The sequence below is a fragment of the Curtobacterium sp. MCLR17_045 genome (assembly GCF_003234405.1).
Classification (GTDB): domain Bacteria; phylum Actinomycetota; class Actinomycetes; order Actinomycetales; family Microbacteriaceae; genus Curtobacterium; species Curtobacterium flaccumfaciens.
Genome location: NZ_QKTB01000013.1, coordinates 24,257 through 46,664, shown reverse-complemented (window position 1 = coordinate 46,664; position 22,408 = coordinate 24,257). Strand labels below are relative to the sequence as shown.

22 protein-coding genes are annotated in these 22,408 nt (G+C 71.0%); 8 read left to right on the top strand and 14 right to left on the bottom strand.

From position 1 onward, the window contains the following. Positions 1-4: 4 nt before the first annotated feature. From DEJ05_RS10195 to DEJ05_RS10180, 4 genes are all read right to left on the bottom strand, one after another. A complete protein-coding gene (locus DEJ05_RS10195; protein ID WP_110865420.1) occupies positions 5-826 on the bottom strand; it encodes an ABC transporter substrate-binding protein in 822 nt (273 codons plus the stop codon). An 83-nt stretch (positions 827-909) separates the two neighbouring features. Then, positions 910-1,428, bottom strand: a complete 519-nt coding sequence (locus DEJ05_RS10190; protein ID WP_241660406.1) for a cupin domain-containing protein — start codon at positions 1,426-1,428, stop codon at positions 910-912. Further along, positions 1,425-2,810: an amidohydrolase family protein gene (locus DEJ05_RS10185; RefSeq protein ID WP_258376131.1), complete on the bottom strand. Its 1,386-nt coding sequence runs from the start codon at positions 2,808-2,810 to the stop codon at positions 1,425-1,427. Before DEJ05_RS10185 ends, DEJ05_RS10190 begins: the two co-directional genes overlap by 4 nt. Next, positions 2,807-4,528: an adenosylhomocysteinase gene (locus tag DEJ05_RS10180; RefSeq protein ID WP_111110351.1), complete on the bottom strand. Its 1,722-nt coding sequence runs from the start codon at positions 4,526-4,528 to the stop codon at positions 2,807-2,809. Before DEJ05_RS10180 ends, DEJ05_RS10185 begins: the two co-directional genes overlap by 4 nt. An 81-nt stretch (positions 4,529-4,609) precedes the next feature. Between DEJ05_RS10180 and DEJ05_RS10175 the strand changes: the two genes are divergently transcribed. From DEJ05_RS10175 to DEJ05_RS10150, 6 genes are all read left to right on the top strand, one after another. After that, positions 4,610-4,879 (top strand): glutaredoxin family protein, encoded by a 270-nt coding sequence (locus DEJ05_RS10175; RefSeq protein ID WP_017888006.1) that lies wholly within the window; start codon positions 4,610-4,612, stop codon positions 4,877-4,879. 136 nt (positions 4,880-5,015) lie between these two features. After that, entirely contained in the window at positions 5,016-5,990 is a 975-nt protein-coding gene (locus tag DEJ05_RS10170) for an amidohydrolase (protein ID WP_220037015.1), read from the top strand. A 42-nt stretch (positions 5,991-6,032) separates the two neighbouring features. Then, on the top strand, positions 6,033-6,881 hold the full coding sequence (locus tag DEJ05_RS10165; protein WP_111110350.1) for a fumarylacetoacetate hydrolase family protein: 849 nt from the start codon (positions 6,033-6,035) through the stop codon (positions 6,879-6,881). After that, the gene (locus DEJ05_RS10160) at positions 6,881-7,654 is read left to right on the top strand and encodes an SDR family NAD(P)-dependent oxidoreductase (protein ID WP_258376130.1); all 774 of its coding nucleotides are present in this window, start codon (positions 6,881-6,883) and stop codon (positions 7,652-7,654) included. Before DEJ05_RS10165 ends, DEJ05_RS10160 begins: the two co-directional genes overlap by 1 nt. 100 nt (positions 7,655-7,754) lie before the next feature. Next, positions 7,755-8,432, top strand: a complete 678-nt coding sequence (locus tag DEJ05_RS10155; RefSeq protein ID WP_110862381.1) for a FadR/GntR family transcriptional regulator — start codon at positions 7,755-7,757, stop codon at positions 8,430-8,432. 96 nt (positions 8,433-8,528) lie between these two features. Continuing rightward, on the top strand, positions 8,529-8,804 hold the full coding sequence (locus DEJ05_RS10150) for a GlsB/YeaQ/YmgE family stress response membrane protein (protein WP_110865416.1): 276 nt from the start codon (positions 8,529-8,531) through the stop codon (positions 8,802-8,804). A 93-nt stretch (positions 8,805-8,897) separates the two neighbouring features. On the opposite strand, the gene DEJ05_RS10145 is transcribed toward DEJ05_RS10150, so the two are convergent. From DEJ05_RS10145 to DEJ05_RS10105, 9 genes are all read right to left on the bottom strand, one after another. Then, entirely contained in the window at positions 8,898-9,860 is a 963-nt protein-coding gene (locus tag DEJ05_RS10145; protein WP_111110349.1) for an aldo/keto reductase, read from the bottom strand. Beyond that, entirely contained in the window at positions 9,857-10,201 is a 345-nt protein-coding gene (locus DEJ05_RS10140) for an L-rhamnose mutarotase (RefSeq protein WP_111110348.1), read from the bottom strand. Before DEJ05_RS10140 ends, DEJ05_RS10145 begins: the two co-directional genes overlap by 4 nt. Continuing rightward, complete coding sequence (locus tag DEJ05_RS10135) at positions 10,201-11,526, bottom strand: alpha-L-fucosidase (protein WP_111110347.1); 1,326 nt, start codon at positions 11,524-11,526, stop codon at positions 10,201-10,203. Before DEJ05_RS10135 ends, DEJ05_RS10140 begins: the two co-directional genes overlap by 1 nt. Before the next feature lie 49 nt (positions 11,527-11,575). After that, positions 11,576-12,466 carry a carbohydrate ABC transporter permease gene (locus DEJ05_RS10130; RefSeq protein ID WP_111030694.1) on the bottom strand — a complete coding sequence of 297 codons (891 nt, stop codon included), beginning with the start codon at positions 12,464-12,466 and terminating at the stop codon, positions 11,576-11,578. Beyond that, positions 12,459-13,433: a carbohydrate ABC transporter permease gene (locus DEJ05_RS10125; RefSeq protein WP_111032368.1), complete on the bottom strand. Its 975-nt coding sequence runs from the start codon at positions 13,431-13,433 to the stop codon at positions 12,459-12,461. The genes DEJ05_RS10130 and DEJ05_RS10125 overlap by 8 nt, the downstream gene beginning before the upstream one ends. A 165-nt stretch (positions 13,434-13,598) precedes the next feature. Further along, entirely contained in the window at positions 13,599-14,834 is a 1,236-nt protein-coding gene (locus DEJ05_RS10120; RefSeq protein ID WP_258373916.1) for a sugar ABC transporter substrate-binding protein, read from the bottom strand. Between the two features lie 45 nt (positions 14,835-14,879). Further along, positions 14,880-16,217, bottom strand: a complete 1,338-nt coding sequence (locus tag DEJ05_RS10115) for an enolase C-terminal domain-like protein (protein ID WP_111110346.1) — start codon at positions 16,215-16,217, stop codon at positions 14,880-14,882. A gap of 240 nt (positions 16,218-16,457) precedes the next feature. Next, a complete protein-coding gene (locus DEJ05_RS10110) occupies positions 16,458-17,051 on the bottom strand; it encodes a TetR/AcrR family transcriptional regulator (RefSeq protein ID WP_111110345.1) in 594 nt (197 codons plus the stop codon). A 77-nt stretch (positions 17,052-17,128) separates the two neighbouring features. Continuing rightward, positions 17,129-19,189 (bottom strand): MDR family MFS transporter, encoded by a 2,061-nt coding sequence (locus DEJ05_RS10105; protein ID WP_111110344.1) that lies wholly within the window; start codon positions 19,187-19,189, stop codon positions 17,129-17,131. Between the two features lie 169 nt (positions 19,190-19,358). On the opposite strand from DEJ05_RS10105, the gene DEJ05_RS10100 reads away from it, so the two are divergent. Next, complete coding sequence (locus DEJ05_RS10100) at positions 19,359-20,309, top strand: phosphotransferase family protein (RefSeq protein WP_111110343.1); 951 nt, start codon at positions 19,359-19,361, stop codon at positions 20,307-20,309. Positions 20,310-20,380: 71 nt separating this feature from the next. Next, a complete protein-coding gene (locus tag DEJ05_RS10095; protein ID WP_071244081.1) occupies positions 20,381-20,770 on the top strand; it encodes a hypothetical protein in 390 nt (129 codons plus the stop codon). Between the two features lie 34 nt (positions 20,771-20,804). Here DEJ05_RS10095 and DEJ05_RS10090 read toward each other — a convergent pair whose 3' ends face one another. After that, the gene (locus tag DEJ05_RS10090; protein ID WP_111030687.1) at positions 20,805-22,262 is read right to left on the bottom strand and encodes an SPFH domain-containing protein; all 1,458 of its coding nucleotides are present in this window, start codon (positions 22,260-22,262) and stop codon (positions 20,805-20,807) included. Positions 22,263-22,408 lie beyond the last annotated feature (146 nt).

The following is a 22,408-nucleotide window of genomic DNA, read 5'->3' as shown; positions in this document are numbered from 1 at the left end:
CCGGTTACTTCAGGACCGGCGTGCCGGTCTCCGACGACAGCCACTTGGTCTGCAGGTCCTGCAGGGTGCCGTCGTCGTCGAGGGTCTTCAGGGCCTTGTCGACCTTGCTCGTCAGCTCCGAGTCCTTCGGCAGGACGAAGCCGAACTGGTCGCCCTTGCCGTCGTCGGGGAACTGCGCGGACACGGTGCCGTCGTCGACCTGGGCCGAGGCCATGTAGAACGCCGTCGGCAGGTCGGTGACGATCGCGTCGATCTGCCCGGACTTGAGCGCGAGCACGGCGTCGTCGTTGGAGTTGAACACCTGCGGCGTGACCCCGAGGACGTCCTTGACGCTCGCGATGCTCGTCGAACCGGTCGCGACGCCGATCGCGTCCTGCTTGAGCGCGGCGATCGTGGTGTCGCCGGCGGCCTTCGACCCGGACGTCGTCACGACCGCCTGGGTCGTCGTGTAGTAGGCGCTCGACATGTCGACGGCCTTCTTGCGCTTCGCGTCGATCGAGAACTGCTGGACGTTGAGGTCCCAGTCCTTCGGGCCCGGCGCGATGGCACTGTCGAAGGTGCTGCGCTTCCAGACGACGTCGGACTTGCCGTAGCCCATCTCCTTCGCGACCGCGTAGGCCACGGCGGACTCGAAGCCCTTGCCGGACTGCGGCTTGTTGTCCTCGACCCAGGGCGAGTACGCCGGGTCACCGGTGGCGATCGTGAGCTTGCCGTCGGTCACGGTGCCGTCGGCGTTGCTGCTGCCCCCGGCGGAGCAGGCCGACAGGGCGAGGGCGGCGACCGCGGCGGTGGCGACGGCGAGGGTGAAGCGGAGGTGACGGGTCACGGTCGGGCCTTCGTGCGAGGGGGGTGGGGGCAGGTCGAAGTGTACTTCGCAGTGGGATACCAACGCGAAACGGTGTCGCGGTGCTACTCGGCGGCAGGGTCCCCGTCGTCGGCCATCGTGAAGTCGTCGAACGAGAAGCCCGGCGACACCAGGCAGCTCAGCAGCACCTCGCCGTCGCCCGGGATCGTCCGCTGCCACACCCCGCCGCGCACGAACGCCTGCGCGTCGTTCACCCGGTCGCGTCCGGCGTCCGGGCCGAGCGTGATCGTCGCGCCGGGCTCGGGGACGTCACCGTCGCCGCCGAGCTGCAGGTCGACGGTGTCCGGCCCGTGCCACATCCAGATCTCGTCGCTCGTGACCCGGTGCCAGGCGGAGGCCTCGCCCGGGGGCAGCAGGAAGTGGATCAGGGTGGCGGCGGGACGGTCCCCCGCGGGGGTGGTGACCGTCGCCGGCGAGGTCCAGGTGCGGACGTACCAGCCGCCCTCGGGGTGCGGTTCCATGCCGAGGGCGATCGCGCGCTTCGGCACGTCGAGCCACTCGATCAGCTCACCGGTGACGGTTCGGCGTGCGGCCATTCCGGGGTGGGGTGCGGACTCGGTCATCGTTCCTCCTGGTGCGGTGTGGGGATGTCCATGTGCGGGGAAGCCGGTTCGGTGACGACGCCCGCCGCGGCGCGGACGACCCCACGGATCACGGTGGCGGCCGCCCGCCCGGCGCCGTCCTCGACGAGCTCGGCGAGCGCGTCCGGCACCGTCCGGGCGTCGACGTCGAAGACCGCCAGGTCGGCGCGCGCCCCGACGGCGAGGTGCCCGATGCGGTCCGACCCGACGGCGAGGCCCATCGCGTGCGCACCACCGAGGGTCGCCGCCGCGAGCAGCCGCTCGTGCAGGTCACGGTGCCCGTAGCCCTGGGCGCGGGCGATGCGGTGGAGCGCGGTGACGTCGGCCATCAGGTCGAGGGACGGCGACGACGACAGGGAGTCGGTGCCGATCGCGATCGGGCTGCCCTCGCGCAGGTAGTCGGCGACGGGCGGCGGGTCGAGGCCGATGACGGCGTTCGACCGCGGGCACAGTGCGACGGCGGTGCCCCGGGCACGCAGGAGCGCCCGGTCGGCGGCGGTCATGTACACGCCGTGGGCGATGTGGCAGTCCGGCCCGAGCACGCCGAGACGGTCGACGAACGCGGTCGCGCTCGCACCGAAGCCCAGGGCTCGCAGCGCCCGGAACGACGGCACGTTCGCCAGGTGCCAGTCGTTCCCGTGGCCGACGCCGTCGACCCCGTCGAGCCCGGGGACCGGACCGAGGGCGGTGCGCTCCCCCTCGAACGCCGCTTCACCGAGGTGCAGGTGCAGTCGCAGACCGCGCTGCCGCACGATGTCGGGGAGCTCGAGCAGCGGGGCGACCTCGAGCGAGTACGGCGCGTGCGGCGACAGACCCGCACCGGGCATCGTGGGGATCCGGTCGAGTTCGTCGAGCACCTGGTCGCGACCGTGCGACTGCCAGGCGTCGTTCTCCCAGTCCATCACCTCCCAGTACGCGATGCCGCCGAGCCCGGCGTCCTGCAGCGCGGTCGAGGCCTCGATGTCGGTGACGATGTCCGCGATGCTCGTGACGCCGGCCAGGATCGACGCCCGTGCACCGTCCGCGGCTTCGGCCCGCCAGTCGTGCGGTTCGGCGTAGTCGACGTTGAACGCTGCGGCCCAGTCCTCGAACCCGCTGTACTGCCGTTGGCCGACCCTGGCCATGCCGGTGTACTGGAGGTGCGAGTGCGCGTTCACGAGTCCGGGCAGGAGCGCGCCACGCCACTGCCGCTCGGTGAAGGTCGCGCCGGACCCGGTGAGCTGGTCGATGACCCACGACCGGTCGCCGACGTGCAGGATCCGGCCGTCCTGCACGGCGACCGCGCCGTCCGCGATCGGTGGCGCCGTCATCGGGACGACGACGCGCGCCGAGTGCACCGTGACCGGGTGCTGTCGGGCGCTCACGCCGGGTCTCCGAAACGGTGCGTCCGGACGTCCGGCTCGCGGTCCGCCGGGTGTTCAGGGGGAAGGCCGGGAGGGCCGACGTGCGTTCCGAAGGCGGCGAGCGCCGTGCGGGCGGTCACGTCGTCGACCGCGGGGTCGATCGGCACGACGGCACGCTCCAGCTCGTCGCCGCGTTCCAGGAGCATCCGGACGGCGCCGAGCTGCACGGCGAACGACAGGTCCATGATCTCGACCGGGTTGCCCTCGGCCGCGGTGATGTTGATGCAGCCACCGTCGTCGAGCACGATCGGCCCACCGTCGACCCCGGGGAACACGAACCGCTCGGCCTTCGGCCCCACGTCCTGGCGCCGGGCCCCGGCGGCGAGCGCGTCGTCGATGGCGATCTCCTGGTCGACCCCTCCGGCGACGGCGAGGACCGCACCGTCGGCGCAGGCCCGGAGCACCTCGAGGTCGATGGTGTGCGACACCCCGGTGGCGCTCATCACGAGGTCGGCGTCACACACCGCCTCGACGAGCGGGGCCACGGCGTACCCGGCGAACCGCGCCTGCAGGGCGCGGACCGGGTCGGTCTCGGCGACCGTCACCCGGAACCCGAGGGCTGTGAGCACCAGGGCGACCCCCTCGCCGACGTGCCCGAACCCGGCGACGACCGCCGCGCCTCCCGGGATCACCCGGTGTGTGCCGGACGCGAGCCCGTCGACCAGGTCGAGCACCGCGAACACCGTCGACTGCCCGGTGCCGTACCGGTTGTCGAAGAACGTCTTGGTGCGGGCGTCGTTCACCGCGATCACCGGGATGCCGAGCTCGCCGCGCGCTGCCAGCACACGCAGGGGCCGCAGGCCGCTCGTGGTCTCCTCGGCCGCTCCGAGCATCGTCGGCAGCAGGTCCGGGCGTTCCTGGTGGGCGAGCCGGATGACGTGCGAGCCGTCGTCGAGCAGGATGTGGGGCGCGGTGTCGAGCATCGCGAGGGCCAGCTGCTTCTGCTCGGGGAGCGTCGCCGTGCTGCTCGCGAAGACCGCCAGGCCGGCGGACCGCAGTGCCTCGGCGACGGCGTCGTCGGTCTCGTCGGCGTGGGCGTAGACGACGACCTCGGCGCCGGCGTCACGGAGGAGCAGGCTCAGCACCGCCGTCTTGGGCTCGAGGAACATCGCGACGCCGATGCGGGTGCCGCGCAGGAGTCCGCCGTCGCGGAGCTCCGCGGCGACCGAGCGGGCGACCGGCATGGAACGTCGTGCCCAGCGCAAGCGGGCGTCCGCTGCGGGGTCGTCTTCGAGGTCGCGGCCGGTGGACACCAGGAAGACGTCGTCGGAGAGCATCGGGACGGCGAGCACGCCGGGGCGGGCCGATGTGACGGGACCGAAGGCGTCCTCGTCGACGGCGGGCATGTGCCGACCGGCGTCGATGACGACCAGGGTGGTGCCGCGCGGGCGGTCGGCCGCCTGCTCGACCGCGGGCGTCGATTCCTCGGGCGTGCCGAGGCACCAGAGCTGGTCGACGAGGTCGGACGGGTGCTGCCGGTGCTGGTGTTGGTGGTTCGGCTGCTCGGCCTCGCGCGCCCCGAGTGCGGTCAGCAGGTGCCGCAGTGCCGCGGCGTCACGGGGGTCACCGCCGACGATGCGGAACCGTCGGGCGGCGACGAGCAGGTTGGTCGCGGCGGCGAAGCGCCGGACGGCCGCCGAGGCCCAGGCCAGCGTCGCGGGATCGGGTGCTGGCGGCATGTGCCAATCGTAGGGCGAGCGCGGCGCGGGTCCGGCGGCGCTCCGGGAATGCCCGGGGGCACTCCGACGTACTCTCTGCACATGAGCGATGCGACGACTGCCCCCGACCGCGTGACCATGTTCGGTGCCGACTGGTGCCGCGACTGCCGTCGGTCCAAGGCGCTGCTCGACACCCTCGGCGTGGACTACGAGTACGTCGACGTCGAGCAGGACCTGTCCGCGGCCGACCGGGCCGAGGCGATCAGCGGCCGGAAGAACATCCCCGTCGTGGTGCTGCCCAACGGCAAGCACTTCGTCGAGCCGTCGGACGCCGAGCTGCGGGCAGAGCTCGAGGCCTCCGGGGTCGTCTGATCGGCGTTGGCGGTTGCGACTCCACGCGCCCAACGACACCTCACGGGCACTGTGGCGCGTGAGGTGTCGCTGAGCGCGAGCGGTCGCCGCACCGGCACCCCGAGCGGACATCGGATGAATCGGGCATCATGAGCGCGTGATCATCGACGCTCACCACCACCTCTGGGATCCCGCCGACCGGCCGTACCCCTGGATGGACGACTCGGTCGCTCCGATCCGCCGCCGGTTCGACGTGGACGACCTCCGCGCCGCCGCCCGGAGCACCGACGTCACCCGGACGATCGTCGTGCAGGCCGTGCACGACCCCGGCGAGACCGCCTGGCTCCTCGAGCAGTCCGAGCCGGTCGCCGGGGTCGTCGGCTGGGTGGACCTGACCGCCCCGGACGTCGTCGACCGGATCGCCGCACTGATCGCGGGGTCCGGCGGGGGCCGGCCGACCAGCAGCCAGCTGGCGGGCAATCGGCCGGCCAGCAGCCAGCTGGCGGGCAATCGGCCGGCCAGCAGCCAGCTGGTGGGCAATCGGCCGGCCAGCACCCGCCTGGTCGGCATCCGCCACCAGGCGCACGACGAACCGGACCCGGACTGGCTCGCCCGCCCCGAGGTCGTCCGCGGGGTCCGTGCAGTGGCCGCCGCCGGCCTGGTGTTCGACGTGCTCGTCCGAGCGCGGGAGCACCGCGCTGCCCTCGCACTGCTCGACGCCGTGCCCGAGGGATCGTTCGTCCTCGACCACGCCGGCAAACCCGACATCGCGGGCGGGGATCCCGGGTGGGCGGCCCGGATCGACGACTTCGCCGCGCGTCCGAACGTGGCTTGCAAGGTGTCCGGACTGTTCACCGAGGCCGGACCGGAGTGGCGCCGACAGCCCGTCGACCGGTACGTGCGTGCCGTGGTCGAGCGGTTCGGCCCGGAGCGGTCGCTGTTCGGTTCGGACTGGCCCGTCTCGACGCTCGCCACGACCTACGACGACGTGGTGCGGCGGACCACCGACGCGCTGGCCGACCTGACCCCGGACGAACGGCAGTCGGTGCTGAGCGGGACGGCGGAGCGCACGTACCTGCATGGGAGGACCCTCAGCACCCGCGACCTTGTCGGCAACCCGGCGCAGACATAGGATGTCTCTGGTTGCGCCGGTGCAACCGGAGAGCGAGGAACGATGCAGTTCGCACGACTCGGCCCCGCGGGCGGCGAGATCCCCGTCGCGGTCGACACCGACGGCGAGGTCCTCGACCTCCGCCCGATCACGACCGACATCGGCGGGGCCTTCCTGGCGTCCGACCCGGTCGCCCGCGTCCGGCACGCGAGGAGCGCCGGGGACCTCCGAGCGCTGCCCGACGCCGAGGGTCTCCGCCGCGGAGCACCGGTGGCCCGTCCCGGCAAGGTCGTCTGCATCGGCCTGAACTACCGCGACCACGCCGCCGAGACCGGCGCCGAGATCCCGACCGAGCCGATCGTGTTCATGAAGGACCCGATGACGGTGATCGGCCCGGACGACGAGGTCCTGATCCCCCGCGGCAGCGAGAAGACCGACTGGGAGATCGAACTCGCCGTCGTCATCGGGCAGACCGCCCGCTACTGCGACTCCGACGAGGCCGCGAGCGCCTGCATCGCCGGGTACGCCATCGCGAACGACGTCTCCGAACGGGCCTTCCAGCTCGAGCGCGGCGGGCAGTGGGACAAGGGGAAGTCCTGCGAGACGTTCAACCCGCTCGGCCCGTGGCTGGTCACCCCCGACCAGGTCGACCCGGCGGCGCTCGCACTCCGGCTCACCGTCAACGGCGAGGTGCGGCAGGACGGCACCACGGCGGACATGATCTTCCGACCCGTCGAGATCGTCCGGTACCTGTCGCAGTTCATGGTGCTGTACCCGGGCGACGTCGTCAGCACGGGCACACCGGCCGGGGTCGCCCTGGCTGGGCACGCGCCGTACCTGCAGCCCGGCGACGTGGTCGAGCTCACCGCCGACGGGCTCGGCTCGCAGCGCCAGACAGTGGGAGCAGCCTGATGACCGACACCACCGCGACCGGGATGCCCAGCACCCACGCGGGTCTCCGCGCGATCGTCACCGGCGGCGCCTCCGGCATCGGCGCGGCCATCGCGGCCGCACTGCAGGAGCGCGGCGCGGCGGTCGCCGTGCTCGACCTGCAGCCGTCCACCGCCGAGGCACTCATCTCCGTCACCTGCGACGTGTCGTCCGACGAGTCCGTCCGTGCCGCCGTCGCGTCGGCCGTCGACCAGCTCGGCGGTCTCGACGTGCTCGTGAACAACGCCGGCATCGGCGCCCAGGGGACGGTCGAGGACAACACCGACGACGAGTGGCGCCGCGTGTACGAGGTCAACGTCCTCGGCGCCGTTCGCCTGTCCCGCGCCGCGCTCCCCCACCTCCGAGCGTCGGACAGCGCGAGCATCGTCAACACGTGCTCCGTCGCGGCCACCGCCGGGCTGCCCCAGCGGGCGCTCTACTCCGCCACGAAGGGGGCGATCTCCGCACTCACCCGCGCGATGGCCGCCGACCACGTCCGCGAGGGCATCCGCGTCAACGCCGTCAACCCCGGCACCGCCGACACCCCGTGGATCGCGCGACTCCTGTCGTCCGCGGACGACCCGGCCGCCGAACGCGCCGCGCTCGAGGCACGCCAGCCGCACGGACGTCTGGTGCAGGCGGCGGAGGTCGCCGAGGCGGTCGCCTACCTGACGAGCCCGCTCGCCCGGTCGACGACGGGCGTCGAGCTGGCGGTCGACGGCGGGATGCAGGCGCTCCGGCTGCGGCCGGCCTGATGGTCGTCCCGCGGCTCCGCCGCACCGGCCTGGAGGCCCGTCCCGGGTATCGTCGGGACGTCCCGTCGCGCACGCGGCCGGGTCCACAGGAGGTGGTGACGTGGCGTCGTTGACCGACGATGCGATCGCACGCATCCAGCAGATGATCGTGAGCGGCGAGCTCCAACCCGGCCAGCGCCTCCCGCCCGAGAAGGAACTGAGCGAGTCGCTCGGGCTGTCGCGCAACAGCCTCCGTGAAGCGGTGAAGGCGCTCGAGCTGATCCGCGTGCTCGACGTCCGACGCGGCGACGGCACCTACGTGACGTCGCTCGAACCGGGCGTCCTCCTCGAGGCGGTGTCGTTCGTCGTCGACATGCACCACGACCGGTCGCTCGTCGACCTGCTCGAGGTGCGCCGCATCCTGGAACCGGCGTCCGCCGTCCTGGCGACGGCCCGTGCCACGGAGCAGCAGATCGACGAACTCGCGACCCTGATGCAGTCCGTCGGCGAGGACACCGGCGTCGAGGACCTCGTCGCCCACGACCTGCTGTTCCACTCGACCATCGCGGGCATCGGCGGCAACCAGTACCTGTCCGGGCTGCTCGACGCACTGTCGAGCAAGACGGTACGGGTGCGGGTGTGGCGCGGACTGACGCAGAACGGGTCGGTGCAGCGCACGCTCGACGAGCACGCGGCCATCGTCGACGCCATCCGCCGCCGGGATCCGCAGCTCGTGCAGGCCCTCGTCGTGTCCCACGTCGAAGGTGTCGAGCGTTGGTTGCGGCGCTCCCTCGACTGAACCCGACAATCCTCCCAGGAACCTCGGAGTTGTGTCGGTCCTCGGCCCTGACTCCGGCAACCATGCCGCGGCAACCGCACCCACGAGGAGGACACCGTGCTCGGTCTCATCATCAGCTTGATCATCATCGGACTCATCGCCGGCGCTCTCGCCCGGCTCATCATCCCCGGCAAGCAGAACATCGGCATCCTCATGACGATCGTCCTGGGCATCGTCGGCTCGTTCGTCGGCGGGTTCCTCGGCTACCTGATCTTCAACCACGACGGGAACGACGGCTTCTTCCAGCCCGCCGGCATCATCGGCTCGATCATCGGCGCCATCATCGTGCTGTTCATCTACACGCGCGTCGCCGGCCGCGGTTCGCGCCGCTAGGCACCACGTGTTGCCGGTCCGACCGGCGCACCACCGAAGTCACCCCGAACCACGCAGACGCGTGGTTCGGGGTGACTTTCGTCGTACGTGGCGTCACATCGCGAGCAGGCCCGCTGCACGCAGGTCGTCCCAGAGCGCCTCGGGCACGACGGCGGCGGCCCGGGCGACGTTCGAGCGCACCTGGTCGGCAGACTGCACCCCGAGGGCGATCGCCGCGACCGCCGGGGCCCGACGCGGGAACGCCAGCGCGGCCTCGGGCAGCGTGACCCCGTGGCGCTCGCAGACGTCGGCGATGGAATTCGCCCGCGCGAGCAGCTGCGCAGAGGCCTCGGCGTAGTCGTAGGTCGCACCCGCCGAAGGGCGCTCCTGCCCGAGCATCCCCGAGTTGTAGACGCCGACCGCCACGACCGCGACGCCCAGCGACGCACACCGGTCGACGAGCGCCGCCGCCGGTTGCTCGAGCAGGGTGTACCGCCCGGCGAGCATGACGACGTCGCAGAGCCCGGTGTCGACGGCCGCCGACAGCGCCTCGACGGAGTTCGACCCGACGCCGACCGCCCGCACCAGGCCCTCGTCGCGGAGCTCGGCGAGCGTCGGCAGCGCCTGGGTCAGACCGTCGGTGAGTGAGTACACGTCCGGGTCGTGCAGGTAGGCGACGTCGACGTGGTCGAGCCCGAGCCGGCTGAGCGACTCGTCGAGCGAGCGGCGCACGCCCGACGGCGACGGGTCCCACTGCCGCACGGTGTCGTCCGGCACCGCGAAGCCCCCGGACGCCAGGTCGTCGCCGTCACCGCGCCCGGGCACGAGCACCCGCCCGACCTTCGTCGACACGAGGAACTCCCTCCGGGGGCGTCCGGCGAGCGCCGCCCCGAGCCGCCGTTCGGACAGGCCCAGGCCGTAGTGCGGGGCGGTGTCGAACCCGCGCACCCCGGCGTCCCACGCGGCGTCGACCGTGGCGCGGGCCTCGTCGTCGGACACCGGACGGAGCAGGTTGCCGATGCCGGCCCCGCCGAACCAGAACGGACCGCGGTCGAGGTCGAGGTCGAGGGCCGTCACGGGTCCACCTGGTCCGCGTTGTGCACCTGGTCCACCAGCGACCAGACCCGCGGGACCCCGTCGTCGGCGCCCGAGTAGTCGTCGTCCGCCTCGAGCAGCGGGTTGATCGTCTCCTGCCACTCGGCGTTGACCGGGTCGTCGGCGAGCGCCCGGCGCATCGCCCGGTGGTCCTCGACCTCGATCAGGTGGACCAGGTCGAGCCCGTCCCGCCAGATCGTCCAGTCGTGCACGCCGGCCTCGCGCAGTCGCGCCGCGAGCGCGGGCGGGACCGAGGCGTGCACGGTGTCGTACGCCGCCTCGTTCCCGGCCCGCAGTCGCGTCCGCGTCAGGATCCGCTGCATCAGTCGCGCAGGAACAGCTCGACGACGGGCACGGCGACGTCGGGCCGCACGATCGGCAGCCTCAGTGTGAGCGTGCCGGCGGGCTGACCGCCGAGCCCGGTGTTCTGCGCCCGGGTGCCCGGCGGGATCTCGCGGAAGTGGATTTCCGATGCGTCGTTGAGCAGCTGCGCGTACGCCACCCGGCCGGCGAGGTCGGGCAGGTGCACGTGCTCGAACGGCCACGCGAACAGGTGCAGGTACAGGCGGTTGCCGTTCTGTGTGTAGACGGTGTTCCGCGGGGCGACGAACCGCGACGGCCCCGCCCCGTACACCGAGCGGGCGTGCTGGCGCATCCACGTCCCGATGCCGTCGAGTGTCTGCCGCGAGACCCCGTCGAACTCGCCGCGACCGGTCGGCCCGATGTTGAGCAGCATGTTCCCGTTGTTCGAGACCCCGTCGACGAGCATGCGGACGAGCAGGTCGACCGGCTTCAGGTTCACGTTGTCGCGGTCGTAGCCCCACGAGCCGTTCAGCGTCTGGCAGGCCTCCCACGGCACCGGGACGCCGTCGACCTCCATCGGCTTGTCGGGCTGGTACTGCTCGGGGGTGACCAGGTCACCGGGGATGTCGAGCCGGTCGTTCACGATGATGCCGGGCTGCAGCCGCTTCGTCAGCGCCATGAGCTCCTCGGACCCCCACTCGTCCCGGCCCTTGCCGCCCCAGATGTCCTCGTGGTCGTTGTCCCGGTACGAGAAGTCGTAGAACAGGTAGTCGATCTGCCCGTAGTCGGTGAGCAGCTCCTCGACCTGACCGTGGAGGTACTCGCGGTAGCGCGACATGTCGCGGCCCTCGTTGAACGCCTCGATCTCCTCCGGCGAGTCGTCGCGCCGGGGGTGCACGCCGTCGACGGTGAAGTCCGGGTGGTGCCAGTCGATGAGCGAGTGGTAGAAACCGACCCGCAGCCCTTCGGCACGGACGGCGTCGACGAACTCCCGCACGATGTCCCGGCCGAAGGGGGTGTTCGTGGACTTGTAGTCGGTGAGCGCGGTGTCCCACAGGCAGAAGCCCTCGTGGTGCTTCGTGGTGAGGACGACGTACTTCATCCCCGCCTGCCGTGCCCGACGTGCCCAGTCCGCGGCGTCGAACAGGTCCGGGTCGAAGTGGTCGAAGTACTTCTGGTAGTCCTCGTCGGTGATCCGTTCGCGGTTCTTCACCCACTCGTGCCGTGCCGGCAGGGCGTACAGCCCCCAGTGGATGAACATGCCGAACCGGTCGTGGGAGAACCACGCGGGGAACCCCGCGGAGTCGGTCGCGGTCTGCGGCTCGGCAGGTGCGGTGATGGTCATGAGGCCAGTGTTCCTTTCAGTGGAGGGCGAGGGGGGACGGTCGGCGGTGTCACCGGCCGCCGAGACCGCTGGTGACGATCCCCTTGACGAGGTGCTTCTGGAGCAGGATCAGCAGGACCACCGTGGGCAGCATCGAGATCACCGAGGCCGCCATCACGAGGTTCCACTCGGAGCCCTGCTGCCCGAAGAACTGCTGCAGGCCGAGCGGGATGGTGCCACGGGCCTCGACGTCGTTGACGATGACGAGCGGCCAGAGGAACGAGTTCCAGTACGCGATGAACGAGAACACGGCGAGGACTGCCATCGTCGGTCGGGCCAGCGGGAGCATCACCGAGAAGAACGTCCGGATCGCTCCGGCTCCGTCCACCCGGGCGGCGTCGTCGAGCTCCTGCGGCACGGTGAGGAAGAACTGCCGCACCAGGAACGCGCCGAGTGCCGTGAACGCCCACGGGATGATGAGCGCCTGGAACGTGTCGACCCACCCGAAGCCCTGCATCATCACGTACATCGGGATGACGAGGACGTCCTGCGGGATCATCAGCGTCGCCAGGAACAGGACGAACACCGTGTTCCGGCCGCGCCACCGCAGTCGCGAGAACGCGTAGCCAGACAGCACCGCGACGGCGACGTTGATCGCCGTGCCGGCCGCGGCGACGAAGACGCCGTTCAGGATGAACCGGGCGAACGGCAGGTACGTGAACGCCTGTGCGTAGTTGCCCCACTCGATGGACGAGCCCCAGAGCGTCGGCGGGGTCGTGAACACGTCGGCCGACGGCTTCAGGCTCGTCGCCACCATGTAGATGAGCGGCGAGACGAACAGCAGGGCCACCAGGCAGAGCAGCACGTAGCCCACCGTGTGGCGCACCCGGCCGGTCTGCCGGTGCGTGCGGGGCAGCGCCCGCGGGTTGATCGTCCGGTTGGACGAGGTCAGCTCACTCATAGTGCACCCACCGCTTCTGTCCGAGGAACTGGATGGCCGTGATGCCGAGGATGATGACGAACAGCACCCACGCCCCGGCCGATGCGAGTCCGAGCTGCTGGGTCTGGAACCCCGTGTTGTAGATGTACTGCACCAGGGTCTCGGTGGCGGTGCCGGGTCCGCCCTTCGTCAGGACGAACGGCTGCACGAACACCTGGAACGAGGTGATCAGGGTCATCATCGTCGCGAAGAAGATCGACGGCGAGATGAGCGGGAACTTGATCCGCCAGAACATCTGCCAGGCGTTCGCCCCGTCGAGCTGCGCAGCCTCGATCTGGTTCTCCGGCACCGAGTCGAGCGCCGCCGAGAAGATCAGCATGTTGTAGCCGAACCCCTGCCAGACGCTCATCGCGACGACGGCGAGCATGGCCCAGTTGTCGTCGGCCAGGAAGTTCGGGGCGTTCACGCCGACGGTCGACTGCAGCGTCGCGTCGATGGCACCGCCCGGCTGGTACAGCATCCGCCAGACGACGACGTTCGCGACGATCGGCGTGATGGTCGGGATGAAGAACAGCACGCGGAAGACGTGCCGGTGGCGGATCTTCGGCGTGAGCCAGGCCGCGAGTCCGAGGGACACGACCAGGTTGAGCGGCACGTAGAGCACGACGAACAGCACGGTGTTCAGCGTCACGGTGCGGAAGATCGGGTCGGAGAACAGCTGCGCGTAGTTCGACAGGCCGGCCCACGAGCGTTCGCCGAGCATCGGCCAGTTCATGAAGCTCACGACGAGCGACGCGAGGATCGGGAACGCCGTGAACACGACGAGGCCGATCGAGTGCGGAGCGGCGAAGGCGGCGCCCCACCAGGAGCGGCGGCCGAGCTCGGCGTCGGCGCCGCTGTCCTTCCGGCGCGGAGCTGCGCCGGTCGCGACCGCGACCGCTGGGGCGGGCAGCGCCGCCTCGGCGGGTGGGTCCTGGATGGTGGTCATGCGACGACCTCCTCGTCGTTCGCGCGGTCCTGGTCAGGGTGGGGATCGGACGGGAGGCCCGTGGCGGGGCCGACCTCCGACTCCGCAGGCTCCGTCGGCGCGGCCCGCGCAACGCTTCGCGTCGCTCGAAGCGGGCCGCGCCCGTCCGTCAGGGGGTGACGCCCGTCACTGCGAGCCGAGCTGGCTCGCGATGGACGACATCGTCTCCTTGCCGGAGGTCTGTCCGTTCACCGCTTGCAGGGCGTACTGCGCGAAGAGCTGGTTGAGCTGGTCGCTCTGCTTGTTGCCGGGCAACGGGGTGGCGTTCTCGAGTCCGGTCTTCAGGGCGTCCTCGACCCCGTCGATGCCGGCGTTGTCGTACCAGGCCTGCTGCGCCGCGGTGCGTGCCGGGAAGGCGCGACCCTGCTCGGCGAGCGAGGTGAGCGTGGCCTCGTTCGTCATCGTGGTGATGGCCTTGAACGCCTGCTCGGGGTACTTGCACTGCTTCGAGATGCCGAAGCCCGACCCGGCGGCGAACGAGCTGGGGCCGTCCGTTCCCGAGGGGATCGTCGTGATGCCCAGGTCGAACTTGACCTTGGCCTTCTGGCTGATGATCGACCAGGGGCCGTCGCTGTACATCGCCACGTCACCGGACACGAACGCGTTGTCGTCGGTGGAACCGTCGGTGCTCGCCTGCGTGGCGTAGCCGTCCTTCACCAGACCGCCGATCCAGTCGAGCCCCTCGGCGAACTCCGCGTTCGAGGCGTCGAGCGTGCCGTCGGCATCGATCACCCGGCCGCCGTTGTAGCCGAGGATCATCGACTCCAGGGGGATGTCCTCCACGCTCGTGCCCCAGATCGGCGTGCCCGCGGCCTTGAGCTCCTTCGCAGCGTCCTCGAACTCGTCGACCGTCCAGCCCGGCTTCGGCTCGTCGACGCCCGCCTTCTCGAAGATGTCCTTGTTGTAGAACATGACCATGGGGCCGGTGTCGTACGGCAGCCCGTAGAGCTTGCCGTCGACCTTCATGCCGTCGAGCCCGGTCTGGTCGTACTCACCCAGGTCGAGGTCGGCCTGCTTCGCCATGTCGTCGATCGGCACGAGCACGTCCGTGTAGTTCGCGGCGCGGAGCGACTGGATGCTCACGATGCACGGGGCGGTGCCGGTCGACAGCTGCGTGCGGAGCTTCGTCCAGTAGTCGTTGAACGGGGAGCCCTGGATCGACACGTCCACGTCGTCGTCCGTCTTGACGGTGTCGGCGACCTTCTGCCACGCGGCCTTGTCCTCCTTCCCGGCGATCCACATGGCCCAGGTGAGGGAGTCCTTCGACTGGCCGTCGCTGGCGTTGCTGCCAGCGGAACAGCCGGTGAGCACGAGCACGGCAGCTGCTGCTGCCGCCAGCCCGGCGGTACGTCGTCGTTGCATCGGTGTCTCCACTTCGTCGTGGTGATGGGGTGTGCGGTGGGGTGTTCAGGCGACCCGGACGGCGTCCGGGACCCGATCGGGATCGGACTCGGCCCAGACCGGGCCGTCCGGGAACGCGTGGGTGGTCAGGGTGTCGGCGAGCATCTCGGTGCCGGCGCCGGGCGTGGTCGGCGGCCAGTAGCGGCCGTCGTGGACGTCGACCGGTGTCACGAAGTGCTCGTGCAGGTGGTCGACGAACTCGATGCACCGGGTGTCGAGGTCGCCGGTCAGGGCGACCGCGTCGAACATCGACAGGTGCTGCACCGCCTCGCACAGGCCGACGCCGCCGGCGTGTGGGCACACACGGACGCCGTGCTTGGCGGCGAGGAGCAGGATCGCCAGGTTCTCGTTCACCCCGGCGACCCGGGTGGCGTCGATCTGCAGCACCGACATCGACCCGGCCTGGATCAGCTGCTTCGCGATCACCCGGTTCGCCATGTGCTCCCCCGTCGCGACCGGGATCGGGGCGATGCGCCGGGCGATCTCGGCGTGGGCGAGGATGTCGTCCGGGCTCGTCGGCTCCTCGACCCACGCGACGTCGAAGGGGCGGAGCCGGTCGATCCACGCCACGGCCTCGTCGACGTCCCAGCGCTGGTTCGCGTCGATCGCGATCCGGACGTCCGGGCCGACGGTGGCGCGGGCGATGCCCATCCGTCGGACGTCCTCGTCGACGTCGCCGCCGACCTTCAGCTTGATCTGGGTGAACCCGTCGTCCACGGCTTCCCGGCACAGCCGCGCGAGCTTCTCGTCGTCGTAGCCGAGCCAGCCCGGGGTCGTCGTGTAGGCGCGGTAGCCCTCACGCTCCAGGCGCGCTCGACGTTCGGCACGCATCGGTTCGGCGGTGCGGAACAGTTCGAGCGCCTCGGCCGGGGTGATCGCGTCGGTCAGGTACCGGAAGTCCACCAGGTCGACGAGCTCCTCGGGGCGCAGGTCGGCGAGCAGGGCCCACAGCGGCTGCCCCGCACGCTTCGCACGCAGGTCCCACAGGGCGTTCACCACGGCGCCGATCGCCATGTGCATGACGCCCTTCTCCGGGCCGAGCCACCGCAGCTGCGAGTCGTGCACCATCGCGCGCCAGGTGCCGCCCATGTCGGCCAGGACCGCCTCGGCATCGGCGCCGACGACGTGCCCACGGAGGGCTGCGATCGCCGACTCCTGCACCTCGTTGCCGCGGCCGATGGTGAAGACGAAGCCGGTGCCGACCAGACCGTCGAGCGCGTCGGTGGTGAGCTCGACGTAGGCGGCGGAGTAGTCGGGTGCGGGGTTCATGGCGTCGGACCCGTCGTGCTCTCGCGAGGTCGGGAACCGGATGTCGTGCACGTGCAGACCGGTGATGCGGCTCATCTGTGTCTCCTGCCGTCCGGTCTCCGTCGACCGAACGGTGCAATCAAAACATCCTATGTCTCGTGCGTCAAGAGCCTTGTTATTGCCGTTACGGCGAAAGTGGTCGCCCAACCGTCCGATGACTGCGCGACCGACGGCGTGGACGCGACAACGGCCTGGAGGCGCGGTGCGGGTCCGGCCCACACCGCGCCTCCAGGCCGTGGTCGCCCCGCGCCGGGGGCGACACGATGGTCACGCTGGTCAGGCGGTGGCGAGCCGCCCCATCTCGGCGACGACCGCGCGCAGCCGCGCAGCGAGCTCGTCGCGGGAGCCGTCCGCCGACCGGTGGGCGGACTCGATCACGGCGGCCATCACGAGGGTGGTCGCGGTCCGCGCGGTGTCCTCGTCGACGCGCTCGGCGGCGACCGCCAGCACGGTCTGCCGCGCGTGCGCCATCCACTGCATCATCGCCGGGACCATCTCGGGGCGGGCTCGGACGAGCTCCTTCATGCGCCGGCGGTCCTGCGGCAGGGTGACCGTGTGCGCGACGAGGTGGCAGAGGTCGGCCACGAGCGGACCAGTAGAACCGAGGAACGCAGCGCGCGCCGCGTCCGGGACCGTCGTCGCCGGCAGTCCGAGGGCTGCTTCGGCCTTCGACGGGAAGTAGTTGAAGAACGTCCGCGGGGAGACCCCGGCGTCCGCGCAGATCTGCTCGACGGTCACCCCGGCGAGCCCGTGGTCGGTGACCAGGGCGAGTGCCGACCGATGGATGGCCGACCGGGTCTGCTGCTTCTTGCGCTCCCGTAGGCCGCAGTCGCTCGCGACGAGGTCCTCGCTGGTGGTGGGCTGGTGCACGTGTTGCGCTCCGTCCTGCTCTCGGGTCCGTGCGACGCCGGGCCTCCGCGTCGTGTGACGGGGAGGCCCGGCGTGACTCAGACCTGCGACCGACCGCCCTGGACGGGGATCGAACCGGTGACCGGTGCGGTGGGCGAGCCCATCGTGTCCGCGGCCCGCACGGCCTGCGCCTCGAGGTCGTCGGCGGTGCCGGCGTCGTCCGCCTGCTCCTGCAGGGCCGAGCTCTTGCGGAGCGGCGGCGCCTTGAAGAAGAAGCTCAGGACGAACGCGAGCAGGATCACCGCGAAGCCGACCCAGTAGACGGTCACGGCCGAGGCGTTGAACCCGGACATGAACGGCCGGGTCAGGGCCGAATCCGCACCGTTGAGGTAGGACGTGTCGCTCGTCTCGGCGTTCGAGTCGCTCGAGTCGTTCGCGCCCTTGTCGATCTGCTTCGACAGTTCCGGTGCGAGCTGGTCCACCCAGTAGGTGCGCTGCGACGAGTCGGACCAGTCGACGACGAGCCGGCCGTCCTGCACGCTGGCGTGCGCCTTGTCGGCGGCGGCGGTGAGCGCCTGCTGCTGCACGGCGTCGGGAGCCCCGGCGGTGGCCTGGGTCACCTGGTCGGTGGCGGTGTCGAGGCCGGACTGCACCTGCTGCTGGAGCGGGGTGACGATCGGGTTCCAGATCTGGTCCATGACGCCCTGGTTCGCCTTCGCGCTGGCGATCTCCGGGTCGAGCGCCGCACTGAGGGCGGGCTTCAGGTTCGACTCGTCCGCCGTGGCGTGCAGGATGTTCGTCGGCATGAGCGAGAACAGGACGGACAGCAGGACGGCGGTGCCGAGCGTGCCACCGATCTGACGGAAGAACGTGGCGGACGACGTCGCCACACCCATGTCACGCGGCTGCACCGAGTTCTGCGATGCCAGGGTGATGCTCTGCATGAGCTGGCCGAGCCCGAGGCCGATCAGGAACATGCCGATCATCAGGAACCACAGCGGCTTGTCGATCGTCATGAACGTCAGGACGACGTAGCCGAGCGACACCAGGGCCGTGCCGATGACCGGGAAGATCCGGTAGCGGCCGGTGCGGGCCACGATCTGCCCCGAAGCGATCGAGGCGATCATCAGGCCACCGATCATCGGCAGCGTCGCGAACCCGGACTCGGTCGGCGTCAGGCCGGTGACGATCTGCAGGTAGAGCGGGATGGTGAGCATCGCGCCGAACATCGCGAAACCGACCAGGAAGCCCAGGATGGTCGCCATCGAGAACGTGCTCGAGCGGAAGAGCTTGAGCGGGATGATCGCGTCGTCCTGCATGCGGGTCTCGATCACCAGGAAGGCGACGAGGCCGAGCGCACCGATGACGTAGCAGGCGATCGCGCTGGCCGAACCCCAGCCCCACGTGCGGCCCTGCTCCGCGACGAGGAGCAGCGGCGCGAGCGTGACGATGACCGAGGTCGCACCCCACCAGTCGATGCGCGGCTTGGCCTTGGCCTCGCCGAACTTCGGCAGGTGCAGGAACGCGATCACCATGAGGAGCGCGGCGACGCCGATCGGCACGTTGATCAGGAAGACCCAGCGCCACCCGGTGATGCCGACGATCGAGCTCGCACCGGCGAACAGGCCGCCGATCAGCGGGCCGATCACGGACGAGATGCCGAAGACCGCCAGGAAGTACCCCTGGTACTTCGCACGCTCACGGGGCGCGAGGATGTCGCCCATGATCGCCAGCGGCAGCGACATCAGCGCACCGGCACCGATGCCCTGGAACGCGCGGAAGGCGGCGAGCATGGTCATCGACGTCGACAGGGTCGAGAGCAGCGACCCGAGGATGAAGACCGCGATGCCGAAGATGTAGAGCGGGCGACGTCCGAAGACGTCGGAGAGCTTGCCGTAGATGGGCGTGGTGATGGTCGACGCGATCAGGTAGGCCGTCGTGACCCAGGCCTGCTGGTCGAGGCCGTGCAGGTCGTCACCGATCGTGCGGATCGCCGTGCCGACGATGGTCTGGTCGAGCGACGACAGGAACATGCCCGCCATCAGGCCGTAGATGACGAGCAGGATCTGGCGGTGCGACATGATCGGCTTGCCCGGCGTGCTCGCCGGGGAGTCCTGTCGTCCGCGCGACACCTCAACGGGTGCGGTGGCAGTGGACATGCGGAGTTCCTCACAGGGGATGTGGCGTGGTGGTCGTCGGCCTGGTCGGGACCCCGAACGGGTGTCAACCTTGCAGGCTCTGCAACTTTACACCGCCAGCACCTTTGCTACCAACGCAAAGTTGCCGACCGTGCACGTTCGTGAACGGGTTCTCAGGTAACGTCGGCGCATGGGGCGAACCACCTGGACCGATGTACCGACGACGCTGCGGCAGCAGGTGGAGGGGGTGCTGGGCGGTCCGGTCGTGACCGCCGAGTCCCAGGCGAGCGGGTGGTCTCCCGGCAGCGCCGACCGGGTGACGACCGCGGCCGGACGACGGGCGTTCGTGAAGACCGTGTCGCGATCGCGCAACGAGGCAGCCCTCGAGCTGCACCGCCGCGAGGCCGCGGTCATGGCCCAGCTGCCGACCACCGTGCAGGCACCGCGGCTGCTCGACGCGCTGCACGCCACGGTCGACGGCGACGACTGGGTCGCGCTCGTGCTCGATGACGTCGCGGGTCAGCACCCGGGCCGGCACCTCGACGGCTCGGACACGACGGCCGTGCTCGACGCACTCCACACGCTGCCGCCCGCGACCGGTGGGCTGGCGACGCTCCCCCGCATCGCCGAGGACCTGCGCGGTGAGTTCGGCGCCTGGGACCGGATGCTGGCCGACGACGCGGACGCTGCCCGCGTCGCCGAGGTCGTCCCGCCGCACGTCCTCGACGCCGGCCCCGCGATCGCCCGCGCGGCATCCGGGGCAGCGGCACTCGTCGACGGCGAACACCTCGTGCACGCCGACTGCCGCGCGGACAACCTGCTCGTCGACGACGCCGGGCTCGTCTGGGTGGTCGACTGGCCCTGGGCGAGCGTGGGCGCGCAGTGGCTCGACCCCCTGACCTACCTGCTCGACACGCTCGTCCGCGGTGAGGACGCCGACGTCGAACACCACCTCGCCACGCACCCGGTCTTCGCCGGGGTGTCCGCCACCACGATCGACGCCGTGCTGGCCGGGCTGGCCGGGCTGTTCTTCGAGCACGCTCTGCCCCCGGCACCGCCGAACATGCCCACGATCCGCGACTTCCAGCGTCGCGAGGGCGTGGCCGCCGCCGACTGGTTGCTCCGGCGCTGGGCCGACTGACAGCGCGCCCGCACGCCCGGGGGACGCGTCTGTCCAGGGAGCGCAGCGCACCGGAGCGTACGGTCCACCGCATGACTGATGAGCACCGCACCCCGCGTCCCGAAGACGACGCCGCGCGCCTCGGTCTCGTCGTCGTCGGAGAAGCAGCAGCCCTGCAGTCCGGCGACGAGGCGGCACTGGACGCGAGCGAGCAGAACATCCGCGACACGATCGACGAACTGGTCGACGAGCCCCTGACCCCGCGGCAGGAGGAGGTCGTCGAGCGACTCGCCGCGGCTGGCGGCACCCTGACCGCCGGGCTCAGCGGCGCCCTCGCCGCCCAGAGCGGTCGCAGCGTCGACGACGTGCTCGAGGGTGCGGCCCGCAGTGTCGTGTGGCAGCAGCGGCTCGCGGACGAGCGTGAGGACGCCGGCGCACAGCAGCGCGACCCGCAGAACGAGAACGGGCACGACGAGGGCTGATCCCCCGTCGCGCCCGCTGCAGGGACCCGCTCGGTTACTCGGCCGGTTCGACCTGCGGCACCGACTGCTCGCGCACGACGGCACGGGCCGCCGCCTGACCCGTCGTGGTGCTCTTCACGATGTCGCTCAGGGTGAACCCGGCGGTGGCACCGAGCAGCGCATCGACCTCGCTGAACTGGCTGACGACGCTTTTCGACAGTGCACCGGCGCCGTCGGAGGACACCACGGTGAGCGTGTCGATGTTGCTCATCGGAGCAGCGAGCTCGCGGGCGATGCTCGGCAGTGTCTCGATGGCCTTGACCCGCAGGACGGCCTCGGAGTGCTGTGCGAGCGCGTCGGCCTGCGCCTTGGTCGCATCGGCCTCGGCCTGACCCTTCGCACGGATCGCGTCGGCGGCGGCTTCACCCTCGGCGCGTGAGGCGTCGGCGGCGAGCTTGCGGGCATCCGCCTCGGCCTTCGCCTCGGCCGCGACGGCCTCGGCGGAGATCCGGCGGGCCTCGGCCTGGGCGCGGGCGGTCTCGACCTGGGCCCCAGCAGCGGCTTCGGCCTCGACGCGGGTCTTGCGCGCCTGGGCCTCGGCGACGGCGGAGACCTCGGACTCGAGCTCGGCACGGCGCAGCTCGGCACGCTTCTGCGCGGTGATCTGCTCCTGCTCGACGACGCCCTGGGACGCACGCGCCTGGGCGAGCGGGCCGGCGGCAGCGGCTTCGGCGGACGCACGGTCGGCGTCGAGCTGCAGCGCGGCACGGCGGATGGCCAGGGTGTTCTCGGCCTCGGCGATCGCCTGGTCGGCGGTGGCGCGGGCTTCTCGCGCTTCGCGGTCGGCCTGGGCCTCGGCGTTCTCGGCCTCGAGTCGCACGCGTGCACGCTCGGCACGACCGAGGTCGCTGATGTACTCGTTGCGGTCCGAGATGCCCTTGATCTCGAACGAGTCGACGTCGAGACCCTGGCTGTGCAGGGCGTCCTGCGCGACGGTGAGGACCGCGACGGTGAGCTGGTCGCGGTTCCGGATGATCGTCGAGACGTCGGTCGCGCCGATCGAGGCACGGAGCGAGCCGGACAGGACCTCGCGCGCGAAGTCGTCGATCTTCTTCTCCTGGCCGAGGAACCGCTGCGCTGCCGCCCGGATGGACGCGTCGGCCTCGCCCACCTTGACGAGCGCCACGGCCTCGACGTCGATGGTGACGCCGCGGGAGTCCTGCGCGTTGACGTTGATGTCGATCGCACGCGAGCTGAGCGACAGCTTCGCGACCTTCTCGAAGAAGGGGCGGACGAGCACGCCGGCGCCGAGCACGACCTTGATGCCGGACTCGACGGTCTCGGTGCCGTCGGCGTTCTTGACCTTGCGGGAGCGCTTGCCGGTGATGATGAGCGCTTCGTCGGCACCGGCGTTGCGGTACACGACCTTGGCGTAGATCAGCGCGATCACGGCGAGGACGATGATCCCCACGATGATCAGCGGGACGGCTCCGAGCGCGAACAGGACTTCCATGACTCCCCCTCCGGACCAGGCGCCAGCCTGGATTCCGCATCTGTTGTTCCGTTGGCTCCCATCCTAGGAGCGCGCGCGGACAGCGGGGCCGCGCTGGGGAGGGTTGGGGACAACAGACGGGAGGCGCGGTGCAGGATCACCTGCAC